The following is a 23,707-nucleotide window of genomic DNA, read 5'->3' as shown; positions in this document are numbered from 1 at the left end:
ATGAAACAGCCGTGGATACATAATGCAAAAACAGACTGGTGGTTTATTTTATCACCACCTTTCCTTGTATTGCTTGTTATTTTTCTTTTTCAGAAACAGATTCAGGAGCTGGAAAATCATTATTCCTTTTACACATGGCTTTTCCTGATCGTTTTTGTGGATGTAGCTCATGTATATTCTACGCTGTTCAAAACGTATTTCGTAAAGGGAGAAATACAGAAAAATAGACTGCTTTATCTCGGAATTCCTGCGATAAGCTGGATTTTGGGCATCATCCTGTTTCAATTTGGGAGTCTGACCTTCTGGTCGGTACTGGCATTGATAGCTGTTTTTCATTTTATACGCCAGCAGTATGGCTTTATGAGAATCTATGCCCGGTTTGAACCGAATAACTGGAGCAAAAGAATAGATGAGGTGGCTGTTTATTCTGCCACTATTTATCCGATGTTGTACTGGTTTAAAACTCCTCGTGCCTTTACCTGGTTTGTCAACAACGAGTTTGACTGGCTTCAAAATCTTCCGGACTACGTTCCTTTAATTACTGTAATCTATTTTACCATTCTGATTATTTGGATTATTAAAACTGTTGTCGAAGCTTTTAAAACAAAAAATATTAACATTCCAAAAACAGCACTGATCACCGGAACTTTCCTTTCCTGGTATTTTGGGATTATCTACTTTAATAATGATCTTCTGTTTACTTTTCTGAATGTGGTTTCTCATGGAATTCCCTATATCGCATTGATCTACATCCGGGAAATACAACAAAAAGAAAATCATCAGATGAATTGGATGCTGATTTTTAAATCTTTTTCAGGAATCCTTTTGTTCATAGGCGTTCTTTTAAGCTTTGCTTTCCTGGAAGAATTTTTATGGGAAACTCTGGTGTGGAATGAACATTTTTCCCTGAATATAATTGTTTCAGAAAAATGGATTCAATTTCTGATTCCGTTGTTAGTTGTTCCGCAACTCACTCACTATTTGCTGGATGGCTTTATTTGGAGAAAACCCAAAAAAGTTACCTAACTTTGTCTCAATCTTTAAAATCTAAAAATGAGACAATATTTTCTGTCACTGGCAATCTTTCTCGGAATGATTGTGGGTGCTCAGCAGAAAACATTCTGCAATCCCATCAATATCGATTATGGTTATACCCCTTTTGAAGTTTTTTCCAAACAAGGGAAACATCGTGCTACAGCAGATCCGGTGATTGTTAATTTTAAGAATAAACTGTTTCTTTTTTCTACCAATCAGGAAGGATACTGGTACAGTGATGATATGCTGGACTGGAAGTTTGTGAAAAGGAAGTTTTTAAGAGATAATAAATATATCCATGATCTTAATGCTCCGGCGGTATGGGCAATGAAAGATACTCTGTACGTCTATGGTTCTACCTGGGAACAGGATTTTCCGATCTGGAAAAGTACAAACCCCACCAAAGATGACTGGAAAATTGCAGTGGATACTTTAAAAGTAGGAGCGTGGGATCCGGCATTCCATTATGATGAAGATAAAAATAAACTCTATTTGTACTGGGGTTCAAGTAATGAATGGCCATTACTGGGAACAGAAGTGAAAGTAAAAAATCTTCAGTCCGAAGGTTTTGTAAAGCCAATTATTAAACTAAAACCTGAGGATCACGGATGGGAACGTTTCGGGGAATACAATGATAATGTTTTTCTTCAGCCTTTTGTAGAAGGGGCGTGGATGACGAAACACAACGGGAAATACTATATGCAGTATGGCGCTCCGGCAACAGAATTCAGTGGATATTCTGATGGAGTATACGTAAGCAAAAGTCCTTTGGAAGGTTTCGAATATCAGCAGCATAATCCATTCTCTTATAAACCGGGAGGTTTTGCCAGAGGAGCAGGACACGGAGCAACATTTGAAGACAATTATAAAAACTGGTGGCATATTTCCACCATTTTTATCTCTACCAAAAATAATTTTGAAAGAAGGCTGGGAATCTGGCCTGCAGGGTTTGATAAAGACGATGTGATGTACTGTAACACGGCTTATGGAGATTATCCTACTTATCTTCCGCAGTATGCACAGGGGAAAGATTTTACAAAAGGTCTTTTTGCCGGATGGATGCTGTTGAATTATAATAAACCGGTTCAGGTTTCATCTACATTGGGTGGTTATCAGCCCAACTATGCTGTAGATGAAGATATCAAAACGTATTGGAGTGCCAAAACAGGAAACTCCGGAGAGTGGTTTCAGACGGATCTTGGAGAAGTGTCTACGATCAATGCCATTCAGATCAATTATGCAGATCAGGATGCGGAGTTCATGGGAAAAACCTTTGGAAAAATGCATCAGTATAAAATCTATGGTTCTAACGATGGAAAGAAATGGAATGTGATTGTGGATAAAAGCAAAAACACAAAAGACGTTCCTCATGATTATGTAGAACTTGAACAACCAGCAAAAGCCCGTTTCCTTAAAATGGAAAATCTGAAAATGCCTACCGGAAAATTTGCATTAAGTGGTTTCAGAGTGTTTGGAAAAGGAGCAGGGAAACAGCCAGCAAAAGTAGAAGGTTTTGTGCCTTTAAGAGCTGATCCGAAAAAGTATGGTGAAAGAAGAAGTATCTGGATGAAATGGCAGCAGAATCCTGAAGCAGATGGCTATGTAATCTATTTCGGAAAAACTCCCGATAAATTGTATGGAAGCATTATGGTCTACGGAAAGAATGAATATTTCTTTACTGGGGCAGACAGAACAGATGCCTACTACTTTCAGATTGAAGCTTTCAATGCGAATGGTGTTTCTGAAAGAACAGCTGTTGCAAAATCAGAATAAATCAAATTAAAATATAAAAAAATGACACGTTTTGAAAAATCAGGACGTGTTATTTTTTATAAAATTATCTTCTAAATAAAAAAATCCGCTGAAAATAATCAGCGGATACCGTAAGAATAATTGAATATGAAGAAAGATAATTCTTTACTTTGTTCTGCTTTTAATAGCATCTGAGGCACCTTCGATGTCTCTTACCTTTTTCACTTTCTGGTTTCCGAAATTATAGGTAAGACTTACTGTTAAGCTTCGTGGATATTGATTTTGGTGGATGTAATTGTAATTTCCATTAGACTGATAATCTTCAATGTCAACAATGTTTGTTCTTAAAACATCAGTCACATTCACAGCGAAGGTCCAGTCATTCCATGTTTTTTTTACGCTTAGGTCCAAACTGGCTAAACTTTTAACCAATCCTAACTCAACCTGTTGTTTGTCTATGAAGAAAAAGTTAACACCAAGAAACCACGTTTTATTTTTATCAAGACGAACCGTATTATTGGTTTGAATTAAAAGACTTGTAGATCTTCTGTTATTACTATATTCTACGAGCTCTCCTTTATCATTTTTGAATCTATCTCCGGTGGTTGGATCTACTCCCAAACTTCCATTGTTGATATTGTGCTGAACACCGATATTGAAGTTTGTTGTCCAGTATTGTTTAAAAAGTGTTTTCTGGATTCCTACCAATGCAGACATTTCCTGTTTATTCCCGAAATTAGTACTGATATATCTTAATTCGTTTTTAGGCTTTGTATTTCCTTCCGGATCTACAGGATATCCCTGCAAAGGAACCTGGGTGATAACATCTTTAAAGAAGGTGTGATTTAAAATCAGGAAATAAGAGTTTTTATACATATAGGTTAGTTCCTGATTATAAGTAGAAGAGGCTTTTACAAAAGGATTATTTTGGGTATAATTTTCATCTGTCAGAATGCTCTTTACGGGGTTGATCTGCCAAAAAGTAGGTCTCATCATCCGGCTTGAAAAGGAATAGGAAATATTGTTTTTATCATTAATGCTGTAATTGAAACTTGCATAGGGAAGGAAGTTATTATAATTCCTTTTAATTCTTTGAAGTTCTGGGGTGGGAGCATTGTCGGAAGTTCCTAAACTATTGGTGATCTCATATCTGGCACCAATTTTTCCAGAGAATTTGTCAGAAAGTTTTTTTTCTGCTGTTACATAAAATCCGTAGATGTTCTCATCATAGATAAAGTGATTGGGTGCAGATTTGAATATTGGCGAAGGATCATAAATATAAGTATCATTTTTAGTGTCGTTATCGGTCTTGGTTTTATTATAATTCCCTCCCACCGAAAGTGTCAGATCGTTATTAAATTTCTGAATATAATCTACCGTTCCGGAGAAGTTATTGATAAGCTGAGGCAGATCTTGAAATACTTGTGACGTTCTTTTACCTATCTCTCTGTTTATATTGGAAGCAAAAGTTTGATTATCAATAAACTGAAATTTTTTATAATTCAGATAAGCGGCATTGACATTTAATTTACTTCCTAATGAATCTGTTTTTAATTCATAATTTAAATTTACAGAATTGTTATAGGATCTTGTATCCTTATTATTTTTTGACCAACTGTATTTTATCCCATTTTCATTGGTGATGGTATTAAACAGTTCTGCTGTAGAATTATAACCTTTATTAGCCCATGTATTCCAGGATAATGCCAGATTACTGTTATCTGTCAGCTGATAATCGAGATTTAGATATCCTCCTATATTTTTGTTGGGATTGTCGATATCTCCTGTTGATATATTTGAAGATTTGCTGTTACCGTTTTTTAAGGTATAAGTTTGGGCATTTATATTTTCACCTCCACTCAGGTTAGCACTTATTCCCAATTTCCCTTTTCTGTAATTAGCAGAAAAGCTTGCCTGGCTGGCATTATACTTACTTTGTGTATTAGACATTCTCATATTTCCATTGAGACCATCACTCATTTTTTTCTTTAAAATGATATTGATAATTCCATCAGATGATTCTGCCTGATACTCACTTCCCGGAACTGTAATCACTTCAATTTTCTGGATGTTTTCTGCCGGTGTATTTTTCAGAAACTGAACTAAAGATTCAGCGTCCATATTACTTTTTCTTCCGTTGATATAGATCAGCGCATTATTTTTTCCTGCGATTTTCAATGTTTTATCATCTGTAGAAGATAATAACGGAGTCTGCTTTAATAGATCAAAAGTGGTATTTCCTTTCGCCACAGGAGATGCTGCCACATCATATACAAAACGATCGCTTTGCTTTTTGAAAACCTGTTTTGTGATGGTAACTCCTTCTATATTTTTTGTTTTTGCCGTATCCGCTTTCTTTTCCTGAGCAAATGCACAAGTACCGAATACGATGGCCATTGACAAAATTATACGTTTCATGTTGTTTTTATTTAAGAGTGGATTGAGTGTATAAGTTTTATAGTTAGGTTCTTGATTTTACAGCATCGTTAGCTGATTTCATTTCCCTTGCTTTTTTCAGTTTCTGATTTCCGAAATTATAAGTAACTCCGATGCTCATTAACCTTGGATAATTGAAGTTGGTGATATTATTATATTTTCCATTAGGTTGTACTCCTTTAATGCTGTAGAAACTTTGATTAAATAAGTCACTCACTTCAGCTACAATCGTCCAGTCTCCTGCAATTTTTTTCAGACTTAAATCGAAACTTTGTCTTGCTCCTATTATTCCTCCTTCCATGGCGGTCTGGCTGGCAAAGAAGTAATTAATACCTAAGAACCAGTCTTTTTTAGAAGAAAGTCTGATGACATTATTGAGGGTTGCAGACATATTGTAGTTTTTAACATCAATGATGTAAGGATCTACCACTTCAGTTTCTCCCGGAACGGGCATAGAAGTTGGGTCTTCAAATACTCCGCCTTTGTAGGTAACATATCCTAAATTGACAGAATAGTTGGTCGTCCATATGTCTTTGAACCAGGATTTGTTCATTCCAAGAGTTAGGGCAATCTCCCTGTTTTTACCATAATTGGTTCTGATATATCTTAAGAATCTGGTAGTTTCCATAATTGGATTTCCTTTGATATCCTTTATGATTTTCCCCTCAGAATCTTTTTTAGGAGCTGTTACAGTTCCCTGCAATGGAATCAGGTCTGAAGCGGCTGCATCTTCTACCATGTTAAAACTAAGGTTGGCATAAAATGCATTTTTATACATATAATTCAGCTCTTGGTTATAATATTTAGAAGCCAGGATAAAGGGATTGTTCTGCGTATAATTGGTAGGAGTAAAGTAAGTTCTTGATGGATTCAGTTCCCAGAATCTTGGTCTTCTGATTCTGCTGGAAAAAGTATAGCTCAAATTATGGTCTGAACTGATGGCATAATTTAAATTCAGGTAAGGCAGAAGGTTGTTGTAATTTCTTTCAAATCCTGTTTTATCTACAATATCACCTGTACTTCTGGTCATTTCGTAACGCGCTCCTATTTTTCCGGATATCTTCTCAGTTAATTTTCTTTCATAGTTCAGGTAAATTCCGAGAATATTTTCTTTATAAATGAAGTGATTGGTTTGGTTGGGATCGATGATAAATTCCCCTTTTACTAGTTTATCCTGTTTGGTGTCGTTATCCGTGTTAGTGTGGTTATAGCTTATTCCCATCAGCCATGTAGCTCCTTTAGCTGTCTTTTTCAGATAATCAATATTGGCGGCGTAGTTATTAATGATTTGGGGTACAGCCTGATGCAATGCTGAATATTTATTGATCGTATCATTTGTTAAAGGAAAACTTTCATTGAAACTCACTTTATCTCTGTTGAACCATAGGTAAGAAACGTTTGATGTAAGTTTACTGCCCAGAGAATCTGTTTTCATCTCATAATTCAAATTGAAAGAATGATTTCTGGTCTGTGCATCCTCGTTATTGACCGTTCTGTTGTTTAATACTCCGTTTTGCCAGTTGGTAATATCCAGTACAGAATTGAAACTTTTGTTGTATCTCATGTTGTAAGAAAATCCAAGGCTGTGTTTTTTATTGATTTCATAATCAACATTGAAGCCTCCTCCAAAATTTTTGTTAGGATCATCATTGAACCCAAATGACTCATTTCTGAAAGTAGGATCACCGTTAGACAGCGTATATCTTTGTCTGTCTGTCCAGCTTCCCGTTCTGAAATTTGAGTTGCCAGACCATTTTCCCTGTCTGAAATTAAAAGAAGCTCCTGCATTGGGGTTATTGTAATATGCCTGCTCGTTCTGCATTTTCAACGTTCCGTTGTAGCCGTTGTTTTTGCTTTTTTTCATCACAATATTAATTACCCCTTCTTTAGATTCAACCTGGAATTCACTTCCGGGAACTGTAATGACTTCTATTTTCTGGATATCCTCAGAGGGAGTAGATTTCAGCATTTCAATCAATGCCTCAGAGTCCATATTGGTTTTCTTATTATTGATATAAATCACGGCATCATTTTTTCCCAAAATCTTCAGCGTTTTTCCATCAATACTGGAAATCATCGGAGTTTGCTTTAAAAGATTAAAGGTGTTGGTCCCTTTTGCGATAGATGAAGAAGCGACATCATACACCAAACGGTCACCTTGCTTTTTGAAAACCTGCTTCTTGATATTCACTGCATCAATAGCATTTACTTTCATACTGTCTTTTTTCTGCTGGGCAGTGATAAGTCCACCGAAAAATAGTGCTGCAATAAGAATTTGAGTCTTCATGATTATTCTTTTTTAATTAATAGCTTGTATGGTTTGTTATTTAACATTGCAAAGATATATAATAAATTTAGTATCATGCAATACAAAGTACTGAAAAATATTTTTAATTAAATTTAATTGATTGATTATCAGTTAATAAAAATTTAGTTAAAAATAATGATTGCTTGACCTTTCTGTATAATAAGACAAATAACAGATGTTAAATGTTACATGGAAGAAAGAAATTAATGAAGAATTTTAATTAAAAAAAAGAGAAAAACAATAAAATGTGCTGGTGATAGACTTTTATTATTAATTTAGTGAAAACTAAAAACTAATACCATATGCGAAAATTTTATCTATTATTTTTGTTGTCTATGTTGTTATTTTCATGTAAGAATGAATCTTTGCTAGAAATAGAAGACAACACTTCCAATTCAACATCCAATTATAATTTTGGAGCTACTACACAAAGAAATTTCCAGGGAGTTGTTCTTGATACAAACGGAATCCCGGTTTCCGGAGCAACAGTTACAATCGGAACAAGTACTGTTACCACCAATCTTAAAGGTTTGTTCACATTTAAAAATGCTTCGGTAAAAGAAAATTTTGCCCATGTAAAAGTGACAAAACCTGGCTTTGTAAATGCATCAAGAGTTTTAGTTCCTACCAACGGAATAAACAGAGTGAATATCATGATGATTCCGGCGACAACAACCTCTACAATTGCTACTGGTTCAACCTCTACAGTTTCACTACCCAACGGAACGAAAGTAAAATTCGATGGTAGCTTCAAAGATGCCAACGGAAATCCCTATTCAGGAAGTGTGAGCGTTGGAGTTTTTCACTTAACATCATCCGACCCCTATCTTAATGAGTTAATGCCAGGATCTTTTTTGGCAACCAACTCGGGAGGAAATGCCAGAATAATGGAAACTTTTGGAATGCTGCATGTACAATTAACAGGAAGTTCCGGACAGAATCTTCAGATTGCCAACGGTCATACTGCAGAAATTACAGTTCCAATAGATGCTGCACAGACTTCCAGCTCACCAGCCACAATCCCCTTATGGTCATATAATGAAGAGACCGGAATGTGGAAAGAAGAAGGGGCTGCAACAAAGATTGGAAATACCTATGTAGGAACAGTAAGCCATTTTTCGTGGTGGAATTGTGATGCACAGTTTCCACAGGCAACAATGAAAGTAACGGTGAAAAATTCCGCAGGACAGGTTTTACCTAATATTAAAGTAACTTTAAAGAGAAGCTCTCAATCCTATGAAACTTATGGAATCACAGATAATACAGGAACAGTGTCTGGAATTGTTCCGGCAGGGGAGATTCTTGCTTTAAATGTTTATGATGCCTGCAATAATGTAATGTATACTTCTAACGTTGGACCTTTTACGGCTGGAATGATAACAACTATTACAGATATTACAGTAAATCCTTCTACATCTACCAATTTTACGATTCAGGGAAGTCTCAAAACCTGTGCGAATACTGATGTTACTGATGGTTATGTAATATTGAGATCTGCTTTAAACACCAACTATTTCCAGTATTTATCAGTACCTGTAAACAGTACCGGAGGCTTTACATTCAATACGTATGCATGTACTGCAAATCCTCAGTTTACCTATGAGGGATTTGATGCCCTTAATTTACAAAGTACCAATGAAGTCACTTTCACGGCTCCATCTACCACAGTAAATTTGGGGAATATCATGGTTTGTAATTCTGTGAGTGAATTGATCAGTTATAAAATTGATAATCAGCCAACCGTTAATATAGTGGGATTGTTCAATGCACAATGGACAGGTCTTATACCTTCACCCATTATATCACCTAAACAATTGAGAATAAGTTCGCTGAATGCTGCAGGGCCATTTTTTTCTATGACTCAGAATAATATGTTGGGAGTTGCTGCAAGTTTTACTTCTAATTATGGGCTTGAATTTTCTGGAGGGGCTATTACAACCAATAATGGAAACCTCGTTGTCAATGTAAGTTCTTTTGGAGCGGTAGGAGACTATATTGATTTTACAGTTAATGGTACCTATACCGATAATTCAGGAAATCACACCTTCACGGCAACAGGGCATGTAAAACGGGATTTGTAATCACCATAAAAATAAAAAGGACCGAAATGGTCCTTTTTTTATGCAGTATATTTATTCTCTATCGAATCGTGCTAGTTTTTTATCTACCCAAACTGTTGCGAAAGGAAAGAATGCCGATAATAAGGCAAAAACAAAATCTTCATCATCCCAGTTATAAATTTTTCTTGCAGGAAGGCAAAGTAAAAGATAAAGGGTGAAAAATAATCCATGTAAGCTGCCAATAACGCTGATGAAGATAATAGAATATAAATTTTCATCATATCGGATCCAGATCATCGCAACACAGTACAGCAAAAGACATGAAACAGCTTCGGCAAGACAAATCTGCTTAAACCATTTGATAATTTTTTCCTGAGAATATTTTGAGAATATTTTTTCGATGAAGTCCATTTCTTAAATTATGAGGTGAGAGATAAAAGGTAAGAGTCTTTCTCTTGCTTTTAGTTTTAGCCTCTCATTTCTGATGTGCAAAATTACTTATAAAAACTACTACCATCCAAATATTCAAAAACTTCAGGTGGCAGCATTGGTCTTACATTTTTACCATTCTTAACCATATTCCGGATTTCCGTAGCAGAAAGTTCTATTACCGGAGCCTTGATCAGAGAGATATTTTCATGTTGTAAATATTCGGAATCTTTTTTCTCTCCTTCAAATACTCTTGGATACACAATAATATGATGATTTTTGATCAGCGTATCAGAGTTTTTCCATTTGTGAAGACTCTTAAGATTGTCTTCGCCCATGATCAGACTGAAAGAATAATCAGGATATTTTTCATGAAGATAAGTTAGTGTATCAATAGTATAGCTTGGCTTCGGAAGGGAAAACTCCACATTGGAAGCTCTCATATTAGGATAGTTCTTTACGGCAAGCTGTACCATATCAAGCCTGTTATGGTCATTCAGTAAAGATTTTTTGTCTTTAAAAGGATTTTGAGGACTTACTACAAACCAAAGTTCATCCATGTCAGAATTTTCCAGAATATAATTAGCCAGAATAAGATGCCCGATATGAATAGGATTGAATGATCCGAAAAATAAACCGATTTTTTTCATTTTTTGTTAGCTAATAGGTAGCGGATAGCAGGTAGCAGTAGTTTAGAATATCAATATTTTGATCAGAACTTTATATTTGTTCAGGCTTTTATTACCTGCAACCTAAATCCTGCAACTTGACTTACTCTCTAAATTTTACATCCTTAATATTAAGATAATGAGTTACATTGCCTTTCCAGTGATTTTCTTCCAGGGTAAAAGCAAGGTCGAAACTTTTATTTTTAAAATCCTCAACAAACTGTCCCAGCTTGAATCCGACACATTCAATATTTCGTCCTGTAGATTCCTGTCTGATATAAAACTTCAGGTGATTATTATCTTTTCCCATGGTTTTTACATACCCGGAAAGTTTCTGATCCGTTAACGTAAAAATAGGTTTCATATTATGAGGTCCAAATGGAGCCAGTTTTCTGTGGAAATTGATAAACTCTCTGTTGATTTCATCTACTTTAATCTCTGTATCAATCGTAATAGAAGGTTCTTTTTGATGATCCTTGATTTTTTCAGAAACAATTCTTTCAAATTTTTCCTTGAAAGCATCAAACTTATCCTTCTCCATCGAAAGTCCGGCCGCGGCATGATGTCCTCCGAATTTAAGGAAATATTCAGAACATAAATCAAGGGCTTCATGCACATCAAAATCAGAAACAGATCTTGCAGAAGCTACCATTTCCCCATTATTACCATCGGTAAAAACAAGCGTAGGTTTATAATAGGTTTCAATAAGCCTTGAGGCTACAATACCAATTACTCCTTTATTCCATTCGGGATGATAAACGATCGTAGTATGCTTGGTTTCCTGCTGGGATTCTATGATCTGATTCAGGGCAGAAAGAGTGGAATTCATATCCAGCTCACGCCTTTCATCATTAAGGTTCATGATATCATTCACAATCTGATTAGCATGTTTCAGATTGTCAGAAACCATAAGCTCTACAGCTGCTTTACCATGAGAAATTCTTCCGGCAGCATTAATTTTAGGAGCGATTTCAAAAACAATATTGGAAATTTCAAAATGAGAGAGTTTATCCTCAGGAATCAATAATCTTAAACCAAGATTTCTGGTCTTTCTGAGGGTTTTTAATCCCATTTTAGCCAGAACTCTGTTTTCTCCTGTCATCGAAACAATATCTGCAGCAATGGAGATCGCCAGAAGGTCTGTCAGTTCAAATAATTCTGCTTCCGGTAATTTATAAATGGTATTAAGTCCCTGGCAAAGCTTAAAACCTACACCACATCCTGACAATTCTTTGAAAGGATATCGGCAGTCGCTTCTTTTGGGGTCAAGTACAGCCGCAGCATTAGGAATCTCTTCACCCGGAAGGTGATGGTCGCAAATAATAAAATCGATGTCCAGATTGCTGGCATAGTTGATCATATCAAGGGCTTTGATTCCGCAGTCCAGAGCAATGATTAATGAAAAACCATTTTCTTTGGCAAAATCAATTCCTTCTGTGGAAATTCCATATCCTTCAGAATTTCTGTCAGGAATATAATAATCCAGATATTTTTTCTCAACAATTTTGCTGAGATAAAGGTACATCAAAGCAACAGCTGTGGTTCCGTCCACATCATAGTCACCGTATACCAATATTTTTTCTCCATTTTCAATAGCGGTAGCAATACGTTCTACAGCTTTTTGCATGTCTGCCATTAAAAACGGATTGTGTATATCGTTAAGGTTGGGTTTGAAGAATTCTCTGGCCTTTTGATAATTGTCAATTCCCCTTAGAACGAGGATTTTAGATTCAAAAGTACCAAAACCAAGTGACGAACTTAGTCTGTCAACAACTTCCTCATCGGGTTCAGGCTTGTAAATCCATTTTTGACTCATTTCACAAAAATAGGGAAAAAAGTTCTAAAAGCGTCTTTAAAAATCAGCAAATTAGATTTTAAAATGGATGGCATAAGTATGAGCAAAATTTATACTTGTTAGTTTAATTGATCATAGGAATTATATTTTTATTCATTTTAAAAATGATCTTTACAGGAAAATTATACTCTTTCAAACTATATGTATCACGCGTTTTTATGCTTGTTTTGTTTAAAATAAGCAGTAAGAACTTTCGGGTTTCTTTTCAATAATAAAAAAATAACATTCAAGACAGATATAGGAGAATTTTTGACTTAATAATTGTTAAAAAAGGTTATCTTCGTGCTCCAAATTTTAAATGACTATGAAAAAAATTACGCTAAGCCTTATGTTATTTGGGGCAATGTATTCGATCAATGCACAGAAAATTAACCTCGGAAAAGCTGCCGGAATGGTTTCAAATGGTGCAAAAGCCTTAACATTTACCAACGAAGATGCTATTAAATTATCCAAAGAATCAGTAGATTGGATGGATAAAAACAATCCTGTAGCAGGACCTAAAGACCCATACACTGTGAGACTGAACAAATTGTTCGGAAAACACAAATCTCAGGATGGTCTGAACTTGAATTATAAAGTTTATAAAGTAAAAGATATCAATGCGTTTGCCTGTGCAGACGGAAGTGTACGCGTATTCTCTTCATTAATGGATATCATGACTGATAATGAGTTGCTTGCTGTAATCGGACACGAAATCGGCCACGTAAAGAATCAGGATACCAAAGATGCTATGAAATCAGCTTACCTGAAAGCGGCTGCATTAGATGCTGCATCATCGGCTTCGTCAGCTGTAGCTACCCTTAATGAAAGTCAGGTAGGAAAAATGGCGAATGCTTTTTTAGACGCTTCACACAGTAAAAAGCAGGAGTCTGAAGCAGATACGTATTCATATGATTTTATGAAAGCTAATAAATATGATGTTGTGGGTGCTTATACAGCTTTTAAAAAGTTAGCTTTACTTTCAGAAGGAAGTACACAGACTAATTTTGAAAAGATGTTCAATTCTCACCCCGACAGCAATAAAAGAGCAGAATCTATCAAAAAGAAGGCAGAGAAAGAAGGTTTATGGAAGGATCCGGGAACTGTAGCTTTACCTACTGCTAAATTGACGAAATAATTATTTTATTTATTGTTTAAACGAAAATACCTCAAAGCATTGCTTTGAGGTATTTTTATATAGATTTTAATGTTGTTCAGATTATGAATACATTTTTTCTCTTAATTCTTTTACCTTTTTATCAGCAAGGTATTCGTCATAAGTCATTTCTCTGTCGATGATTCCGGTAGGAGTCAGTTCAATGATTCTGTTACAGACTGTTGAAAGCATTTCGTGGTCATGAGATGCCAGTAAAAGATTTCCTTTGAAGTTAGATAAAGAGTTGTTCAAAGTTGTGATACTCTCAAGGTCTAAGTGGTTGGTAGGTTCATCTAATAAAAGAACATTCGCTTTTTGAAGCATCATTCTACTGAACATACATCTCATTTTTTCACCTCCTGAAAGTACTTTACAAGATTTCAAAGCTTCATCTCCTGAGAATAGCATTCTTCCTAAGAATCCTCTTACAAATTCTTCGTGACGCTCTTCATCATTCTTTGTAAACTGTCTCAACCAGTCAACCAAACTTAGGTCTTCCTGGAAGAAGTTGGTATTATCCAACGGCATGTGAGACTGATTGGTAGTAACTCCCCATGCAACCGTACCTTTGTCCGCTTCTACATTTCCAGCCAGAATTTCGAAGAATTCTGTAATGGCCAAAGAGTTTTTGGAAAGTACAGCTACTTTATCTCCTTTTTTAAGATTTAAATCAACATTAGAGAATAATAATTCTCCGTCTTTCGTTTTTTCAAGACCTTTTACATCAAGGATCTGATCTCCAGCTTCTCTCTCCATTTCGAAAATAATAGCAGGATATCTTCTTGAAGAAGGCTTAATATCGTCAATATTTAATTTGTCGATCATTTTCTTTCTTGCAGTCGCCTGTTTAGCTTTCGCTACGTTAGAACTGAAACGTGCAATGAAGTCCTGAAGTTCTTTTTTCTTCTCTTCAGCTTTCTTGTTGGCCTGAGCTCTTTGTCTTGTTGCCAATTGAGAAGCCTGATACCAGAAAGAGTAGTTACCTGTATATAGGTTAAGTTTAGAATAATCAAGGTCACCGATGTGTGTACAAACCGTATCAAGGAAGTGACGGTCGTGAGATACAACAATTACCGTATTTTCATAATCAGCAAGGAAGTCTTCCAACCATGAGATGGTGTCAATGTCAAGGTCGTTGGTAGGCTCATCCAGAATCAATACATCAGGGTTCCCGAAAAGTGCCTGAGCCAAAAGAACTTTTACTTTGTCTTTGTTCTCAAGTTCACTCATCAACTGCCAGTGCATATCATCCGTGATTCCTACGTTAGAAAGCATAGTCTGAGCATCAGATTCTGCAGTCCAGCCACCCATTTCATCATAAATTACACCTAGTTCACCGGCTTTAATACCGTCTTCGTCAGAGAAATCTTCTTTTGCGTATAACGCATCCATTTCCTCTTTTATCTCAAATAATTTCTTATTACCTCTTAAAACAGCTTCAAGAACAGTAAACTGATCGTAAGCAAAGTGATCCTGCTCCAAAACTGACATTCTTTTCCCTGGTTCCAGAGATACATGCCCTGTTGTAGGATCCTGCTTTCCTGTTAGTATTTTCAGGAATGTAGACTTTCCCGCACCGTTTGCTCCGATGATCCCGTAGCAGTTTCCTTTGGTAAACATAATATTTACCTCGTCAAAAAGAACTCTTTTCCCGAATTGTAAAGATAAGTTAGATACTGTTAACATATAGTTTTGTAAATTTGGCGCAAAAATACGAAAAGAATTTGGGTATTTTGTAATAATATAATAGTCAAGTTTTTAAATGTATGGTATTTTTTATATATTTCATTAACGAAATTTTAAAATGATGAAGATTGAGAAAACAGTTAGCATATTAAATAAAAGAGCCCGTTTTGAATATGAAATTCTAGAAGAATACGAAGCCGGAATGGTTTTGACGGGTACGGAAATAAAATCTTTACGTTCATCCAAAGCATCCATTACAGAATCCTTCTGTCAGTTTATTGATGGGGAATTGTACATCATCAACATGATGATTGATGAGTATAAATTGGGAACTTTTTACAATCACAAAACAAAAAGGGAACGGAAATTGCTCTTGCACAAAAAAGAATTACAAAAACTTGAAAAAAAGTTAAAGGATGCTGGGAACACCATAATACCTTTAAAATTATATATCACTGACCGAGGGAAAGCAAAGGTGCTGATAGCGCTTGGTAGAGGGAAAAAACTTTTCGATAAAAGAGAGGCGATAAAAGATAGAGAAAATAAACGGAACCTCGACAGAATATTAAAGAAAAGTTAAAAATCATTTGAAAAACTTTGTATATAAAGAAAAATTATATTTATTTTGCATTATCAATTATTTAATCATTTAATTCTATGAAAAATCTAAAATTAGGAATTTCAGCATTGGCGCTTACTGTTGCCTCTACTGTTTTCGCACAGACTACCAACAATCCGTGGTTAATCGGAGTTGGTGCTCATGCTGAAAACCACGTAGCAGCAAGAGGTAACTTCAGTAATACGTTCTCTGCTAACAATTTGACAAAAAGTATGTTCAATGTGAACAACTTTTCTATTACACCTCCACTATCTAAGTTAACAGTTGCTAGAAACGTTGGAAAAGGTTTAGTAATTGACTGGCAAACTTCTGTTGGAAATGTTGAAAACAAAAGATTCAACATGGGGAAAGAATTTTTCCTAATGACAGGTCTTGGTTTCCAGGCTCACGCTGCAGGTCTTTTATGGAACGAAGAATCTTGGTTTGATCCATATTTAAGAGTTGGTGCTAACTACTTAAGACATGACTATACAGCTATTACTTTCCCTAGAACATCTGTTGACGCTAACGGTAATCCAATCGAAAACGTAACTAATGGTAAGGATGGTAACGAAAACGGTAAAGCTAATCACTTTACTGTAGCTACAGGTGCTGGTGCTAACTTCTGGGTAACTAAGAACTTCGGTCTTGGTGTTCAAGGAGATTATGTATCAACTCCAGGTGACAAATCTACTGTTGCTAACTTCTGGCAAGCTTCTGCTTCTATCTTATTCAGATTTGGAAACAGAGACAGAGATAAGGATGGTATCCTAGATAAAGATGACCTTTGTCCAGATACTCCAGGTTTACCAGAATTCCAAGGATGTCCTGATACTGACGGTGACGGAGTTCCAGATAAAGATGATCAATGTCCAGAAGTGGCTGGTCCAGTTGAAAACAACGGATGCCCTTGGCCAGATACAGACGGCGATGGTGTAATCGACAAAGATGATGCTTGTCCTACAGTAGCAGGTCCTGCTGAAAACAACGGTTGTCCTTGGCCAGATACAGACGGTGATGGTATCTTAGATAAAGATGATGCTTGTCCTACTGTTCCAGGTCTTCCTGAATACAACGGATGTCCAGCTCCTAAGAAGCCAACTGCTGTTGTAGCTACTGAAGCTCTTAAAGATATCTTATTTGATTTCAACAAAGCTACAATCAGACCTCAGTCTAACGATAAATTAGACAGTGCTGCTAAGATCATCAAAGATGCTCCAGCTGAAAACTTCGTAGTAGTAGGTATGACAGATGCTAAAGGTGCTGCTGCTTACAACTTGAAACTTTCTAAACAAAGAGCTGCTGCTGTAGTAGGTGCTTTAGAAGCTAGAGGTGTAAACCCTGCAACATTGAAATCTATCGGTATCGGTTCTCAGGAAGCTACTGTTCCTGCAACTGCAAGTGATGCTGAAAGACAACAAGACAGAAAAGTTATCGTAAGAGCTATCTCAGGTGCTGAGTGGGATACTTACAAGAAAAATGACTTAACTGTAGCTAAACCAGCTAAAAAAGCGGTTAAGAAAGGTGCTAAAAAAGCTCCGGCTAAGAAAGCTCCAGCTAAAAAGAAAAAATAATTAATTTTTCTAAATAATGAATACCTCCAATTTGATTGGAGGTATTTTTTTTTTGTTGACTTTTGAGTAATTTTGTTGGAAATTTAAAAATTAAAATGGGAAGAGCATTTGAATATAGAAAAGCTTCTAAAATGGCCAGATGGGACAAGATGGCCAAAACATTCTCTAAAATTGGAAAAGATATTGCTTTAGCGGTAAAAGCTGGTGGAACAGATCCGGAATCCAATCCTGCATTGAGAAGATGTATCCAAAACGCAAAAGGGGCGAATATGCCTAAGGATAATGTTGAAAGAGCCATTAAGAAAGCGAGTGGTGCAGATGCAGAAAACTATGAAGAAATCACTTATGAAGGTTATGGGCAAGGTGGTGTTGCTTTTTTTGTAGAATGTACTACAAACAACACAACAAGAACTGTAGCTAACGTAAGAGCTGTTTTCAATAAGTTTGACGGTAACCTTGGTAAAAATGGTGAACTGGCATTTATTTTCGATAGAAAAGGAATTTTTACCATAGATTTAGCTCAAATCAAAATGGATTGGGATGATTTCGAAATGGAAATGATTGATGGGGGTGCAGAAGATGTAGAAAAGGATGAGGAGGAAGTAATGATTACTACAGCTTTTGAAGATTTTGGTTCTCTATCTCACAAATTGGATGCGCTTGGAATTGAAGCAAAAAGTGCAGAGCTTCAAAGAATTCCAAACAATACAAAAGAAGTAAACGCAGAACAGTTCAAAGCTAATATGAAAATGCTTGAGCGTTTCGAAGAGGATGATGACGTGCAAAACGTTTACCACAATATGGAAATCACAGAAGAGCTGATGAACTCTTTATAAAAAATAACATAGCATTCATATACAGTTAATTTTCAATTAGTTTCTTTGTACAAAACTATGAAAAGAAACGTTGAATTAGTTGTTATATCGGATGTTCATTTGGGAACTTATGGATGTAAGGCTAAAGAATTGTTGAGATACCTCAATTCTATCCAGCCTAAAACGTTAGTTTTAAACGGTGATATTATTGATATCTGGCAGTTTAAAAAGTCTTACTTCCCTAAACCTCATTTGAAGGTAATCAGAAAGATTCTTTCACTGGCTACCAAAAACACAGATGTCTATTATATTACAGGCAATCACGATGAAATGTTTCGTAAGTTCACAGATTTTGAACTGGGAAAACTTAAAGTCTGTAATAAAATCTGTCTGAATATAGACGAGAAAAAAACCTGGATTTTTCACGGAGATGTTTTCGATGCATCCGTCCAGCACTCAAAATGGATCGCCAAACTTGGCGGAAAAGGCTATGACCTTCTTATCATAATCAATAATGTTGTAAATTGGTTCTTAGAAAAAATGGGTAAAGAGAAATACTCGTTTTCCAAAAAGATCAAAAACAATGTGAAAAAAGCAGTAAAATATATCGGTGATTTTGAACTTACGGCTTCTGAGCTGGCTATTGATAATCATTATGATTATGTCGTTTGCGGACATATCCATCAACCGCAGATCCGTGAGGTCGTTAATAAAAAAGGATCCTGTACTTATCTGAATTCCGGTGACTGGATAGAAAATCTCTCTGCTTTAGAATATCATGATAAAGAATGGAAGATTTTTTATTACGATGAGCATAAGCATTTACTGAAAGATGATGAAGCGGAAGAAATCCCGGAAATGGATAATTCTGCACTTTTAAAAATTGTAACCAACTTTTCCTAAATGAAGATTTTGTATGCATTCCAGGGTACTGGAAACGGACATGTTGCCAGAGCACAGGAAATCATTCCTCTTCTCAAAAAACATGTGTCTGTTGATACCTTGATCAGTGGACATCAATCGCAATTGAAGGCTGATTTTGATATTAATTTTCAACACAGAGGTATTTCTCTTCTTTATAATAAAACAGGCGGTTTATCCTATCGGAAAACATTTACAGAAAATAAATTCTTTGAAGCCGCTAAAACAATCAGAGAACTAGAACTTTCACAATATGATTTAATCATCAATGATTATGAACCATTGACGGGTTGGGCTTCCAAGCTGAAAAAACTTCCGATGATAGAACTCAGCCATCAGGCTTCTATGAGTTTTCCTGAAACACCCAAACCAGAGAAAAAAGATTTTCTGGGAGAAATGATTTTAAAATATTATGTTCCCAGTGAAAGGAAAATAGGGTTTCATTTTGAAAATTATCATCCACAGATTAAAAAACCTGTAATCAGGAGAAAGATCAGAAATCTTAATCCTTACAAACAGGGATATTATCTTGTTTATCTGCCTAGTTTTGCAGATGAGAATATCATTAAGGTTTTAAGAAAAATTCCTGTAGAATGGAAAGTGTTTTCAAAATACAGCAAAGTACAGGTAAAGGTCAAAAATATAGAAGTATTTCCTATTGATGAAAGCCAGTATCTGAAATACTTTGAAGGCTGTGACGGAATTTTGTGTAATGCAGGTTTTGAAAGTCCGGCAGAAGCATTATTTATGGATAAGAAACTATTTGTGATTCCTATCCACAATCAATATGAACAGGAATGCAATGCATGTGCTCTTGACAAAATGGGAATCCCCAATTCCAAGGTTTTAAATCTTCGGGAAATTATGGAGTGGGTAGCTTCAGATCATCATCTCAGAGTAGATTATCCGGATGATATTGAAGATATCCTTCTCAATGAAGTTTTAATTCTTTAAAAAGATATCGTCCACATCACTCATTCTCATCATTACAGATCTGGCATAGGAACAGTGCGGGTATACTTTCCAATTGTTTTCTCGGGCAAATTTGATAGCTTCTTCCACTAAAAATTTTCCCATTCCCCTGCCTTCAAATTCCGGGTGTACCAATACGAAAGAGATAATGAATTTATGATCTTCCGGGAAAATAGTATACGTAAGTCTTCCTACTTCTTTTGTTTCATTATTTAACGTAAGAACTCCACCGTTTCCGGATTTATTGTTTTCAAATTTCATAAGGATAAAATTAAAAATTTGTTATTATCGTTGTTCCGATATTTTTATACGTTCTTTAAGCTCGTGAATTTCCTTTTTCAGAAGGTTAATATATTCCTGCTGGTTTTGAAAAAGAAAATATGGAATGTTATAAAAGTAATTATTGCTAGCTGAATAATTACCAGAGTTATTGTCGTAATTATTCACCTGATAATTGGCTAGATCATCCTCTTTTATATCCTCTACAGAAGTGTTCAATGCTTTTGCCATACGTCCCCATTCTTCGTCTGAAATCTTAATTTCACCCTTTTCTCTTCTTTGGTATTGTGATTGGGTCATATGCAGTATTTTGGCCATACATTCCTGTGTGTATTCTTTCTCCTTACGAGCTTTGATGAGTTTGTTTTTGATCATTTTTGTGTTTTTTATGTTGACACAAATATAATATTTTATGGATTAGATAGATATAAAAAACACTCGAGCCCATATCTTTTTTACAATCTGCTTTTTATTACCAAAGAAGTATTATTTAATAACTATAATTACTCTTTATGGGCTGAAATCACATAAAATTCACATAAAAATCAAAGATGTAATTCATAACTGTTTGATATATTTGAAATAGTAAAACAACACAAAGCAATTTTAAAAAAAATTATTATGAGAAAAATTAAATTACAAAAGGTACACCTTCATGATGCAAAACCATTATCCAGAACAGAATTGAAAAACGTTTTTGGGGGAAATACCCCAACATCTCCAGGAGGAGGGGACAAAGATTGTGTTCTTAATTGGATTAAATGCCCTGGACAGGGACTTGCTAGGGTAGGTACCGCTCAACAAGGCTTAGTATGTTGCTAATGTATTAGTGTGGAAAAAATGTTAAAATACATTTTACTATTCTATTCGACAGTTGTATTTTGTCAAAATACAACTGTCTTGTATGAATTGAAAAAGAAATGTAATGACATTTCTATAGGAGCTGTTGTTGACAAGAAATATTACAAAGGATATACTACTTTAGTAGAAAATAAAGGAGAATATCCTCTTCAAGGTAAACTGAATTTAAAAGTTAACAGTAATTTTCCATTACCTTATTCTTTTATTTGTGGTAATAGCGACCAAAGTTTTAAGCCATCTGCTTTATTTACTGTTTCTAAAGAAAAATTGAGATTCAAGCTAGATAGTATTGAGATGTTTATGCCGGTACTACCTTTAAAGGATAAAAGTTCAGTTTTGCTTGATGATCAATATAAATTTAATGCTTCTTTTTCAAAATTATTGAATATCTTTTATAATAAGGAAGAAGATAATTTGAAATTGGAATCGTTGTTAGTAGAATACTCTAAAGAGAATTGTGACAGCTATATGCTGTTCTGGACATTAGTACAGCATTTTCAATTTAGGGGTTTCAGAGAAGCTTATTTTCAATCTTTTAAGAATTTATCTCCTAAAATTAGAAATTCAGAATATGGAAAAATGTTCTATAACGATTTAATAAATTCTCTTAGTTTATCTGAAAAGTCAAAATTTCCGGATTTACAATTTCAAAACAAAGCAATATTATCTTCTTTAGGAAAAAGCTATACTCTTGTAGAGTTTTGGTTTTCACATTGTAAACCATGTTTAGAAGAAATCCCTGTTTACAAAAAAATATATTCAAAATATAAAAATAAAGGCTTCGAAATGTTTAGTATTTCTACAGACCGGTCACAAGATATAAAAAAATGGAAAGAAGTTATTAGGGAGGAGAAGATGGATTGGTCTCAATTATTAGACGAAAATGGAATTGAGTCAAAAAAGTATAGTATAAACACATTTCCTACTACATTTATTTTAGACTCCAATGGATACATTATTAAAAAAAATGTTTCTTCTAAAGAACTTGAAAAATTTTTAGAAAAAAACCTGAAATAATTTTCCTTTCGATTCACATTTTATTTAGATATCTAATAATAAAAATATAAACTAAAATTAAAAAGAAACAGCTTCTAAAAGCTCATTCATGTACATGATACATAACTATTATTGTTTTATATATTTGAAATGTTAAAAACAACACAAAGCAATTTTTTAAAAAAATTATTATGAGAAAAATTAAATTACAAAAGGTGCACCTGCATGATACAAAACCATTATCCAGAACAGAATTGAAAAACGTTTTTGGGGGATCTGTCCCAACATCTCCTCAGTACAATGACGGAAGCAGTTACATGTGCTGTAACCGTAATGGTTGTAGTACATGTGTAAATAATGCTATACCAGCATGTGTTGAAGGAGCTTGGCCAGTTCCATGTTAATTTGATAAATGTGGTAAGGGGTAAATGATCTGATTTCCCCTTACCTTTGTAAAATTTTAAATAAATGAAAAATATTCTTTTTTTTCTCCTTATCATTATAAATATTAATGCTCAAAATAAGAGATTTGTATATGACTATCAATTTGTTTCCGATTCTACAAAACACTCAGAAATAAAATCTGAAACCATGTATCTGGATATTGAGTCAAAAGGGTCAGTCTATTATAGCAGTAGTGCTTATGTGAATGATTCAACTATGATTGCTGATGCAAAACTGGGAAAAATGACTATGCCTGCTGAAGGAAAAATTAATGAGCGTGTATGCAAAAGTTACCCTGATTATAAAACTTTTCTTTCTACAAAGTTCTATATAGAAAAATATAAAGTTTTAGACGAAAGGCAGCAAAATTGGAAAATACAGAAAGAGAAGGATAAAATATGCGGTTTTAATGTCCAAAAAGCCAGCCTGGATTTTGCGGGAAGAAAATGGATAGCTTGGTTTACCACAGAAATTCCAATTCAAGATGGACCTTATAAATTTCATGGATTACCTGGTTTAATTTTGAAAATTGAAGATGAGACGAAAAGCCATTATTTTCTATTGAAGAGTGTAAGGGTATTATCTAACAATACGGTTTATCCTAATATTGATCAATCGAAAAAAGAAATAGAAATTAATCAAAAGAAATATGTGAAATTATTTAAAGAATACAGACAAGACCCAGTGAAGGATTTAAAACAGTTATTAATTGAAGGGAAAATGGTGAGTTATACCGACAGATCCGGAAATATAGTTACTCCTTCACAAATAATTAAAAATTTAGAATCTGAGCGCAAGATGATGATTTTAAAGGACAATAATATTATAGAACTTGACTTATTACACTAATTTTCTTTCAGTTAAAGATAAGATAATTCAATCA

Annotated in this window: 20 protein-coding genes; 12 read left to right on the top strand and 8 right to left on the bottom strand. The window is 34.8% G+C overall.

Annotation, left to right across the window (positions count from 1 at the left end):
* Positions 1-1,026 carry a hypothetical protein gene (locus ACMA47_RS08720; RefSeq protein ID WP_413929494.1) on the top strand — a complete coding sequence of 342 codons (1,026 nt, stop codon included), beginning with the start codon at positions 1-3 and terminating at the stop codon, positions 1,024-1,026.
* 27 nt (positions 1,027-1,053) lie between these two features.
* Entirely contained in the window at positions 1,054-2,808 is a 1,755-nt protein-coding gene (locus tag ACMA47_RS08715) for a discoidin domain-containing protein (RefSeq protein ID WP_413929493.1), read from the top strand.
* Between the two features lie 144 nt (positions 2,809-2,952).
* Here the strand turns inward: ACMA47_RS08715 and ACMA47_RS08710 are convergent, their stop codons facing one another.
* On the bottom strand, positions 2,953-5,205 hold the full coding sequence (locus ACMA47_RS08710) for a TonB-dependent receptor domain-containing protein (RefSeq protein WP_413929492.1): 2,253 nt from the start codon (positions 5,203-5,205) through the stop codon (positions 2,953-2,955).
* A gap of 43 nt (positions 5,206-5,248) precedes the next feature.
* Positions 5,249-7,510 carry a TonB-dependent receptor domain-containing protein gene (locus tag ACMA47_RS08705; RefSeq protein ID WP_413929491.1) on the bottom strand — a complete coding sequence of 754 codons (2,262 nt, stop codon included), beginning with the start codon at positions 7,508-7,510 and terminating at the stop codon, positions 5,249-5,251.
* Positions 7,511-7,896: 386 nt separating this feature from the next.
* Between ACMA47_RS08705 and ACMA47_RS08700 the strand changes: the two genes are divergently transcribed.
* Positions 7,897-9,612: a carboxypeptidase-like regulatory domain-containing protein gene (locus tag ACMA47_RS08700; RefSeq protein WP_413929490.1), complete on the top strand. Its 1,716-nt coding sequence runs from the start codon at positions 7,897-7,899 to the stop codon at positions 9,610-9,612.
* Positions 9,613-9,663: 51 nt separating this feature from the next.
* Here ACMA47_RS08700 and ACMA47_RS08695 read toward each other — a convergent pair whose 3' ends face one another.
* The 3 genes from ACMA47_RS08695 to recJ form a co-directional block, all read right to left on the bottom strand.
* The gene (locus ACMA47_RS08695; RefSeq protein WP_253316313.1) at positions 9,664-10,002 is read right to left on the bottom strand and encodes a DUF3817 domain-containing protein; all 339 of its coding nucleotides are present in this window, start codon (positions 10,000-10,002) and stop codon (positions 9,664-9,666) included.
* Between the two features lie 83 nt (positions 10,003-10,085).
* Positions 10,086-10,670, bottom strand: coding sequence for a nicotinate (nicotinamide) nucleotide adenylyltransferase (gene nadD / locus ACMA47_RS08690; protein WP_413929489.1), 585 nt, complete (start codon positions 10,668-10,670; stop codon positions 10,086-10,088).
* Between the two features lie 121 nt (positions 10,671-10,791).
* Positions 10,792-12,504, bottom strand: a complete 1,713-nt coding sequence (gene recJ, locus ACMA47_RS08685; RefSeq protein ID WP_413929488.1) for a single-stranded-DNA-specific exonuclease RecJ — start codon at positions 12,502-12,504, stop codon at positions 10,792-10,794.
* Positions 12,505-12,847: 343 nt separating this feature from the next.
* On the opposite strand from recJ, the gene ACMA47_RS08680 reads away from it, so the two are divergent.
* Complete coding sequence (locus ACMA47_RS08680; protein WP_079243833.1) at positions 12,848-13,660, top strand: M48 family metallopeptidase; 813 nt, start codon at positions 12,848-12,850, stop codon at positions 13,658-13,660.
* A gap of 81 nt (positions 13,661-13,741) precedes the next feature.
* Here the strand turns inward: ACMA47_RS08680 and ACMA47_RS08675 are convergent, their stop codons facing one another.
* Complete coding sequence (locus tag ACMA47_RS08675; protein ID WP_034694751.1) at positions 13,742-15,364, bottom strand: ABC-F family ATP-binding cassette domain-containing protein; 1,623 nt, start codon at positions 15,362-15,364, stop codon at positions 13,742-13,744.
* 121 nt (positions 15,365-15,485) lie between these two features.
* Between ACMA47_RS08675 and smpB the strand changes: the two genes are divergently transcribed.
* From smpB to ACMA47_RS08650, 5 genes are all read left to right on the top strand, one after another.
* Positions 15,486-15,944 (top strand): SsrA-binding protein SmpB, encoded by a 459-nt coding sequence (gene smpB / locus ACMA47_RS08670; RefSeq protein WP_034694839.1) that lies wholly within the window; start codon positions 15,486-15,488, stop codon positions 15,942-15,944.
* Positions 15,945-16,021: 77 nt separating this feature from the next.
* A complete protein-coding gene (locus tag ACMA47_RS08665) occupies positions 16,022-17,536 on the top strand; it encodes an OmpA family protein (RefSeq protein WP_413929487.1) in 1,515 nt (504 codons plus the stop codon).
* 95 nt (positions 17,537-17,631) lie between these two features.
* Entirely contained in the window at positions 17,632-18,372 is a 741-nt protein-coding gene (locus ACMA47_RS08660; RefSeq protein ID WP_034694756.1) for a YebC/PmpR family DNA-binding transcriptional regulator, read from the top strand.
* A 57-nt stretch (positions 18,373-18,429) separates the two neighbouring features.
* Positions 18,430-19,254: a UDP-2,3-diacylglucosamine diphosphatase gene (locus tag ACMA47_RS08655; protein WP_034694759.1), complete on the top strand. Its 825-nt coding sequence runs from the start codon at positions 18,430-18,432 to the stop codon at positions 19,252-19,254.
* Positions 19,255-20,226: a glycosyltransferase family protein gene (locus ACMA47_RS08650; protein WP_413929486.1), complete on the top strand. Its 972-nt coding sequence runs from the start codon at positions 19,255-19,257 to the stop codon at positions 20,224-20,226.
* Here the strand turns inward: ACMA47_RS08650 and ACMA47_RS08645 are convergent.
* Together ACMA47_RS08645 and ACMA47_RS08640 are read right to left on the bottom strand one after the other, a co-directional pair.
* A complete protein-coding gene (locus ACMA47_RS08645) occupies positions 20,215-20,505 on the bottom strand; it encodes a GNAT family N-acetyltransferase (RefSeq protein ID WP_062673684.1) in 291 nt (96 codons plus the stop codon). The genes ACMA47_RS08650 and ACMA47_RS08645 overlap by 12 nt on opposite strands.
* Before the next feature lie 24 nt (positions 20,506-20,529).
* Positions 20,530-20,898, bottom strand: coding sequence for a helix-turn-helix transcriptional regulator (locus ACMA47_RS08640; RefSeq protein ID WP_413929485.1), 369 nt, complete (start codon positions 20,896-20,898; stop codon positions 20,530-20,532).
* 246 nt (positions 20,899-21,144) lie between these two features.
* Here ACMA47_RS08640 and ACMA47_RS08635 point away from each other — a divergent pair, with 246 nt between their 5' ends.
* From ACMA47_RS08635 to ACMA47_RS08625, 3 genes are all read left to right on the top strand, one after another.
* Positions 21,145-21,345 (top strand): hypothetical protein, encoded by a 201-nt coding sequence (locus ACMA47_RS08635; protein ID WP_413929484.1) that lies wholly within the window; start codon positions 21,145-21,147, stop codon positions 21,343-21,345.
* An 18-nt stretch (positions 21,346-21,363) separates the two neighbouring features.
* Complete coding sequence (locus ACMA47_RS08630) at positions 21,364-22,401, top strand: peroxiredoxin family protein (RefSeq protein ID WP_413929483.1); 1,038 nt, start codon at positions 21,364-21,366, stop codon at positions 22,399-22,401.
* Between the two features lie 447 nt (positions 22,402-22,848).
* Positions 22,849-23,673, top strand: coding sequence for a GLPGLI family protein (locus tag ACMA47_RS08625; protein WP_413929482.1), 825 nt, complete (start codon positions 22,849-22,851; stop codon positions 23,671-23,673).
* Positions 23,674-23,707: the final 34 nt, after the last annotated feature.

This window comes from Chryseobacterium sp. T20 (genome assembly GCF_047345655.1).
In the GTDB taxonomy this organism is placed as follows: domain Bacteria; phylum Bacteroidota; class Bacteroidia; order Flavobacteriales; family Weeksellaceae; genus Chryseobacterium.
Note: the sequence above shows the minus strand (reverse complement) of the source record. Positions and strands in the feature narration are given on the sequence as shown.

What these genes read in the sequence shown, in the direction of transcription:
- ACMA47_RS08675 (WP_034694751.1), bottom strand. Translation starts at nt 15,364, where the DNA reads ATGTTAACAGTATCTAACTTATCTTTACAATTCGGGAAAAGAGTTCTT.
- ACMA47_RS08710 (WP_413929492.1), bottom strand. Translation starts at nt 5,205, where the DNA reads ATGAAACGTATAATTTTGTCAATGGCCATCGTATTCGGTACTTGTGCA.
- ACMA47_RS08720 (WP_413929494.1), top strand. Translation starts at nt 1, where the DNA reads ATGAAACAGCCGTGGATACATAATGCAAAAACAGACTGGTGGTTTATT.
- ACMA47_RS08635 (WP_413929484.1), top strand. Translation starts at nt 21,145, where the DNA reads ATGAGAAAAATTAAATTACAAAAGGTACACCTTCATGATGCAAAACCA.
- ACMA47_RS08660 (WP_034694756.1), top strand. Translation starts at nt 17,632, where the DNA reads ATGGGAAGAGCATTTGAATATAGAAAAGCTTCTAAAATGGCCAGATGG.
- nadD (WP_413929489.1), bottom strand. Translation starts at nt 10,670, where the DNA reads ATGAAAAAAATCGGTTTATTTTTCGGATCATTCAATCCTATTCATATC.
- ACMA47_RS08640 (WP_413929485.1), bottom strand. Translation starts at nt 20,898, where the DNA reads ATGATCAAAAACAAACTCATCAAAGCTCGTAAGGAGAAAGAATACACA.
- ACMA47_RS08695 (WP_253316313.1), bottom strand. Translation starts at nt 10,002, where the DNA reads ATGGACTTCATCGAAAAAATATTCTCAAAATATTCTCAGGAAAAAATT.
- ACMA47_RS08625 (WP_413929482.1), top strand. Translation starts at nt 22,849, where the DNA reads ATGAAAAATATTCTTTTTTTTCTCCTTATCATTATAAATATTAATGCT.
- smpB (WP_034694839.1), top strand. Translation starts at nt 15,486, where the DNA reads ATGAAGATTGAGAAAACAGTTAGCATATTAAATAAAAGAGCCCGTTTT.
- ACMA47_RS08705 (WP_413929491.1), bottom strand. Translation starts at nt 7,510, where the DNA reads ATGAAGACTCAAATTCTTATTGCAGCACTATTTTTCGGTGGACTTATC.
- ACMA47_RS08630 (WP_413929483.1), top strand. Translation starts at nt 21,364, where the DNA reads ATGTTAAAATACATTTTACTATTCTATTCGACAGTTGTATTTTGTCAA.
- ACMA47_RS08655 (WP_034694759.1), top strand. Translation starts at nt 18,430, where the DNA reads ATGAAAAGAAACGTTGAATTAGTTGTTATATCGGATGTTCATTTGGGA.
- recJ (WP_413929488.1), bottom strand. Translation starts at nt 12,504, where the DNA reads ATGAGTCAAAAATGGATTTACAAGCCTGAACCCGATGAGGAAGTTGTT.
- ACMA47_RS08650 (WP_413929486.1), top strand. Translation starts at nt 19,255, where the DNA reads ATGAAGATTTTGTATGCATTCCAGGGTACTGGAAACGGACATGTTGCC.
- ACMA47_RS08680 (WP_079243833.1), top strand. Translation starts at nt 12,848, where the DNA reads ATGAAAAAAATTACGCTAAGCCTTATGTTATTTGGGGCAATGTATTCG.
- ACMA47_RS08715 (WP_413929493.1), top strand. Translation starts at nt 1,054, where the DNA reads ATGAGACAATATTTTCTGTCACTGGCAATCTTTCTCGGAATGATTGTG.
- ACMA47_RS08665 (WP_413929487.1), top strand. Translation starts at nt 16,022, where the DNA reads ATGAAAAATCTAAAATTAGGAATTTCAGCATTGGCGCTTACTGTTGCC.
- ACMA47_RS08645 (WP_062673684.1), bottom strand. Translation starts at nt 20,505, where the DNA reads ATGAAATTTGAAAACAATAAATCCGGAAACGGTGGAGTTCTTACGTTA.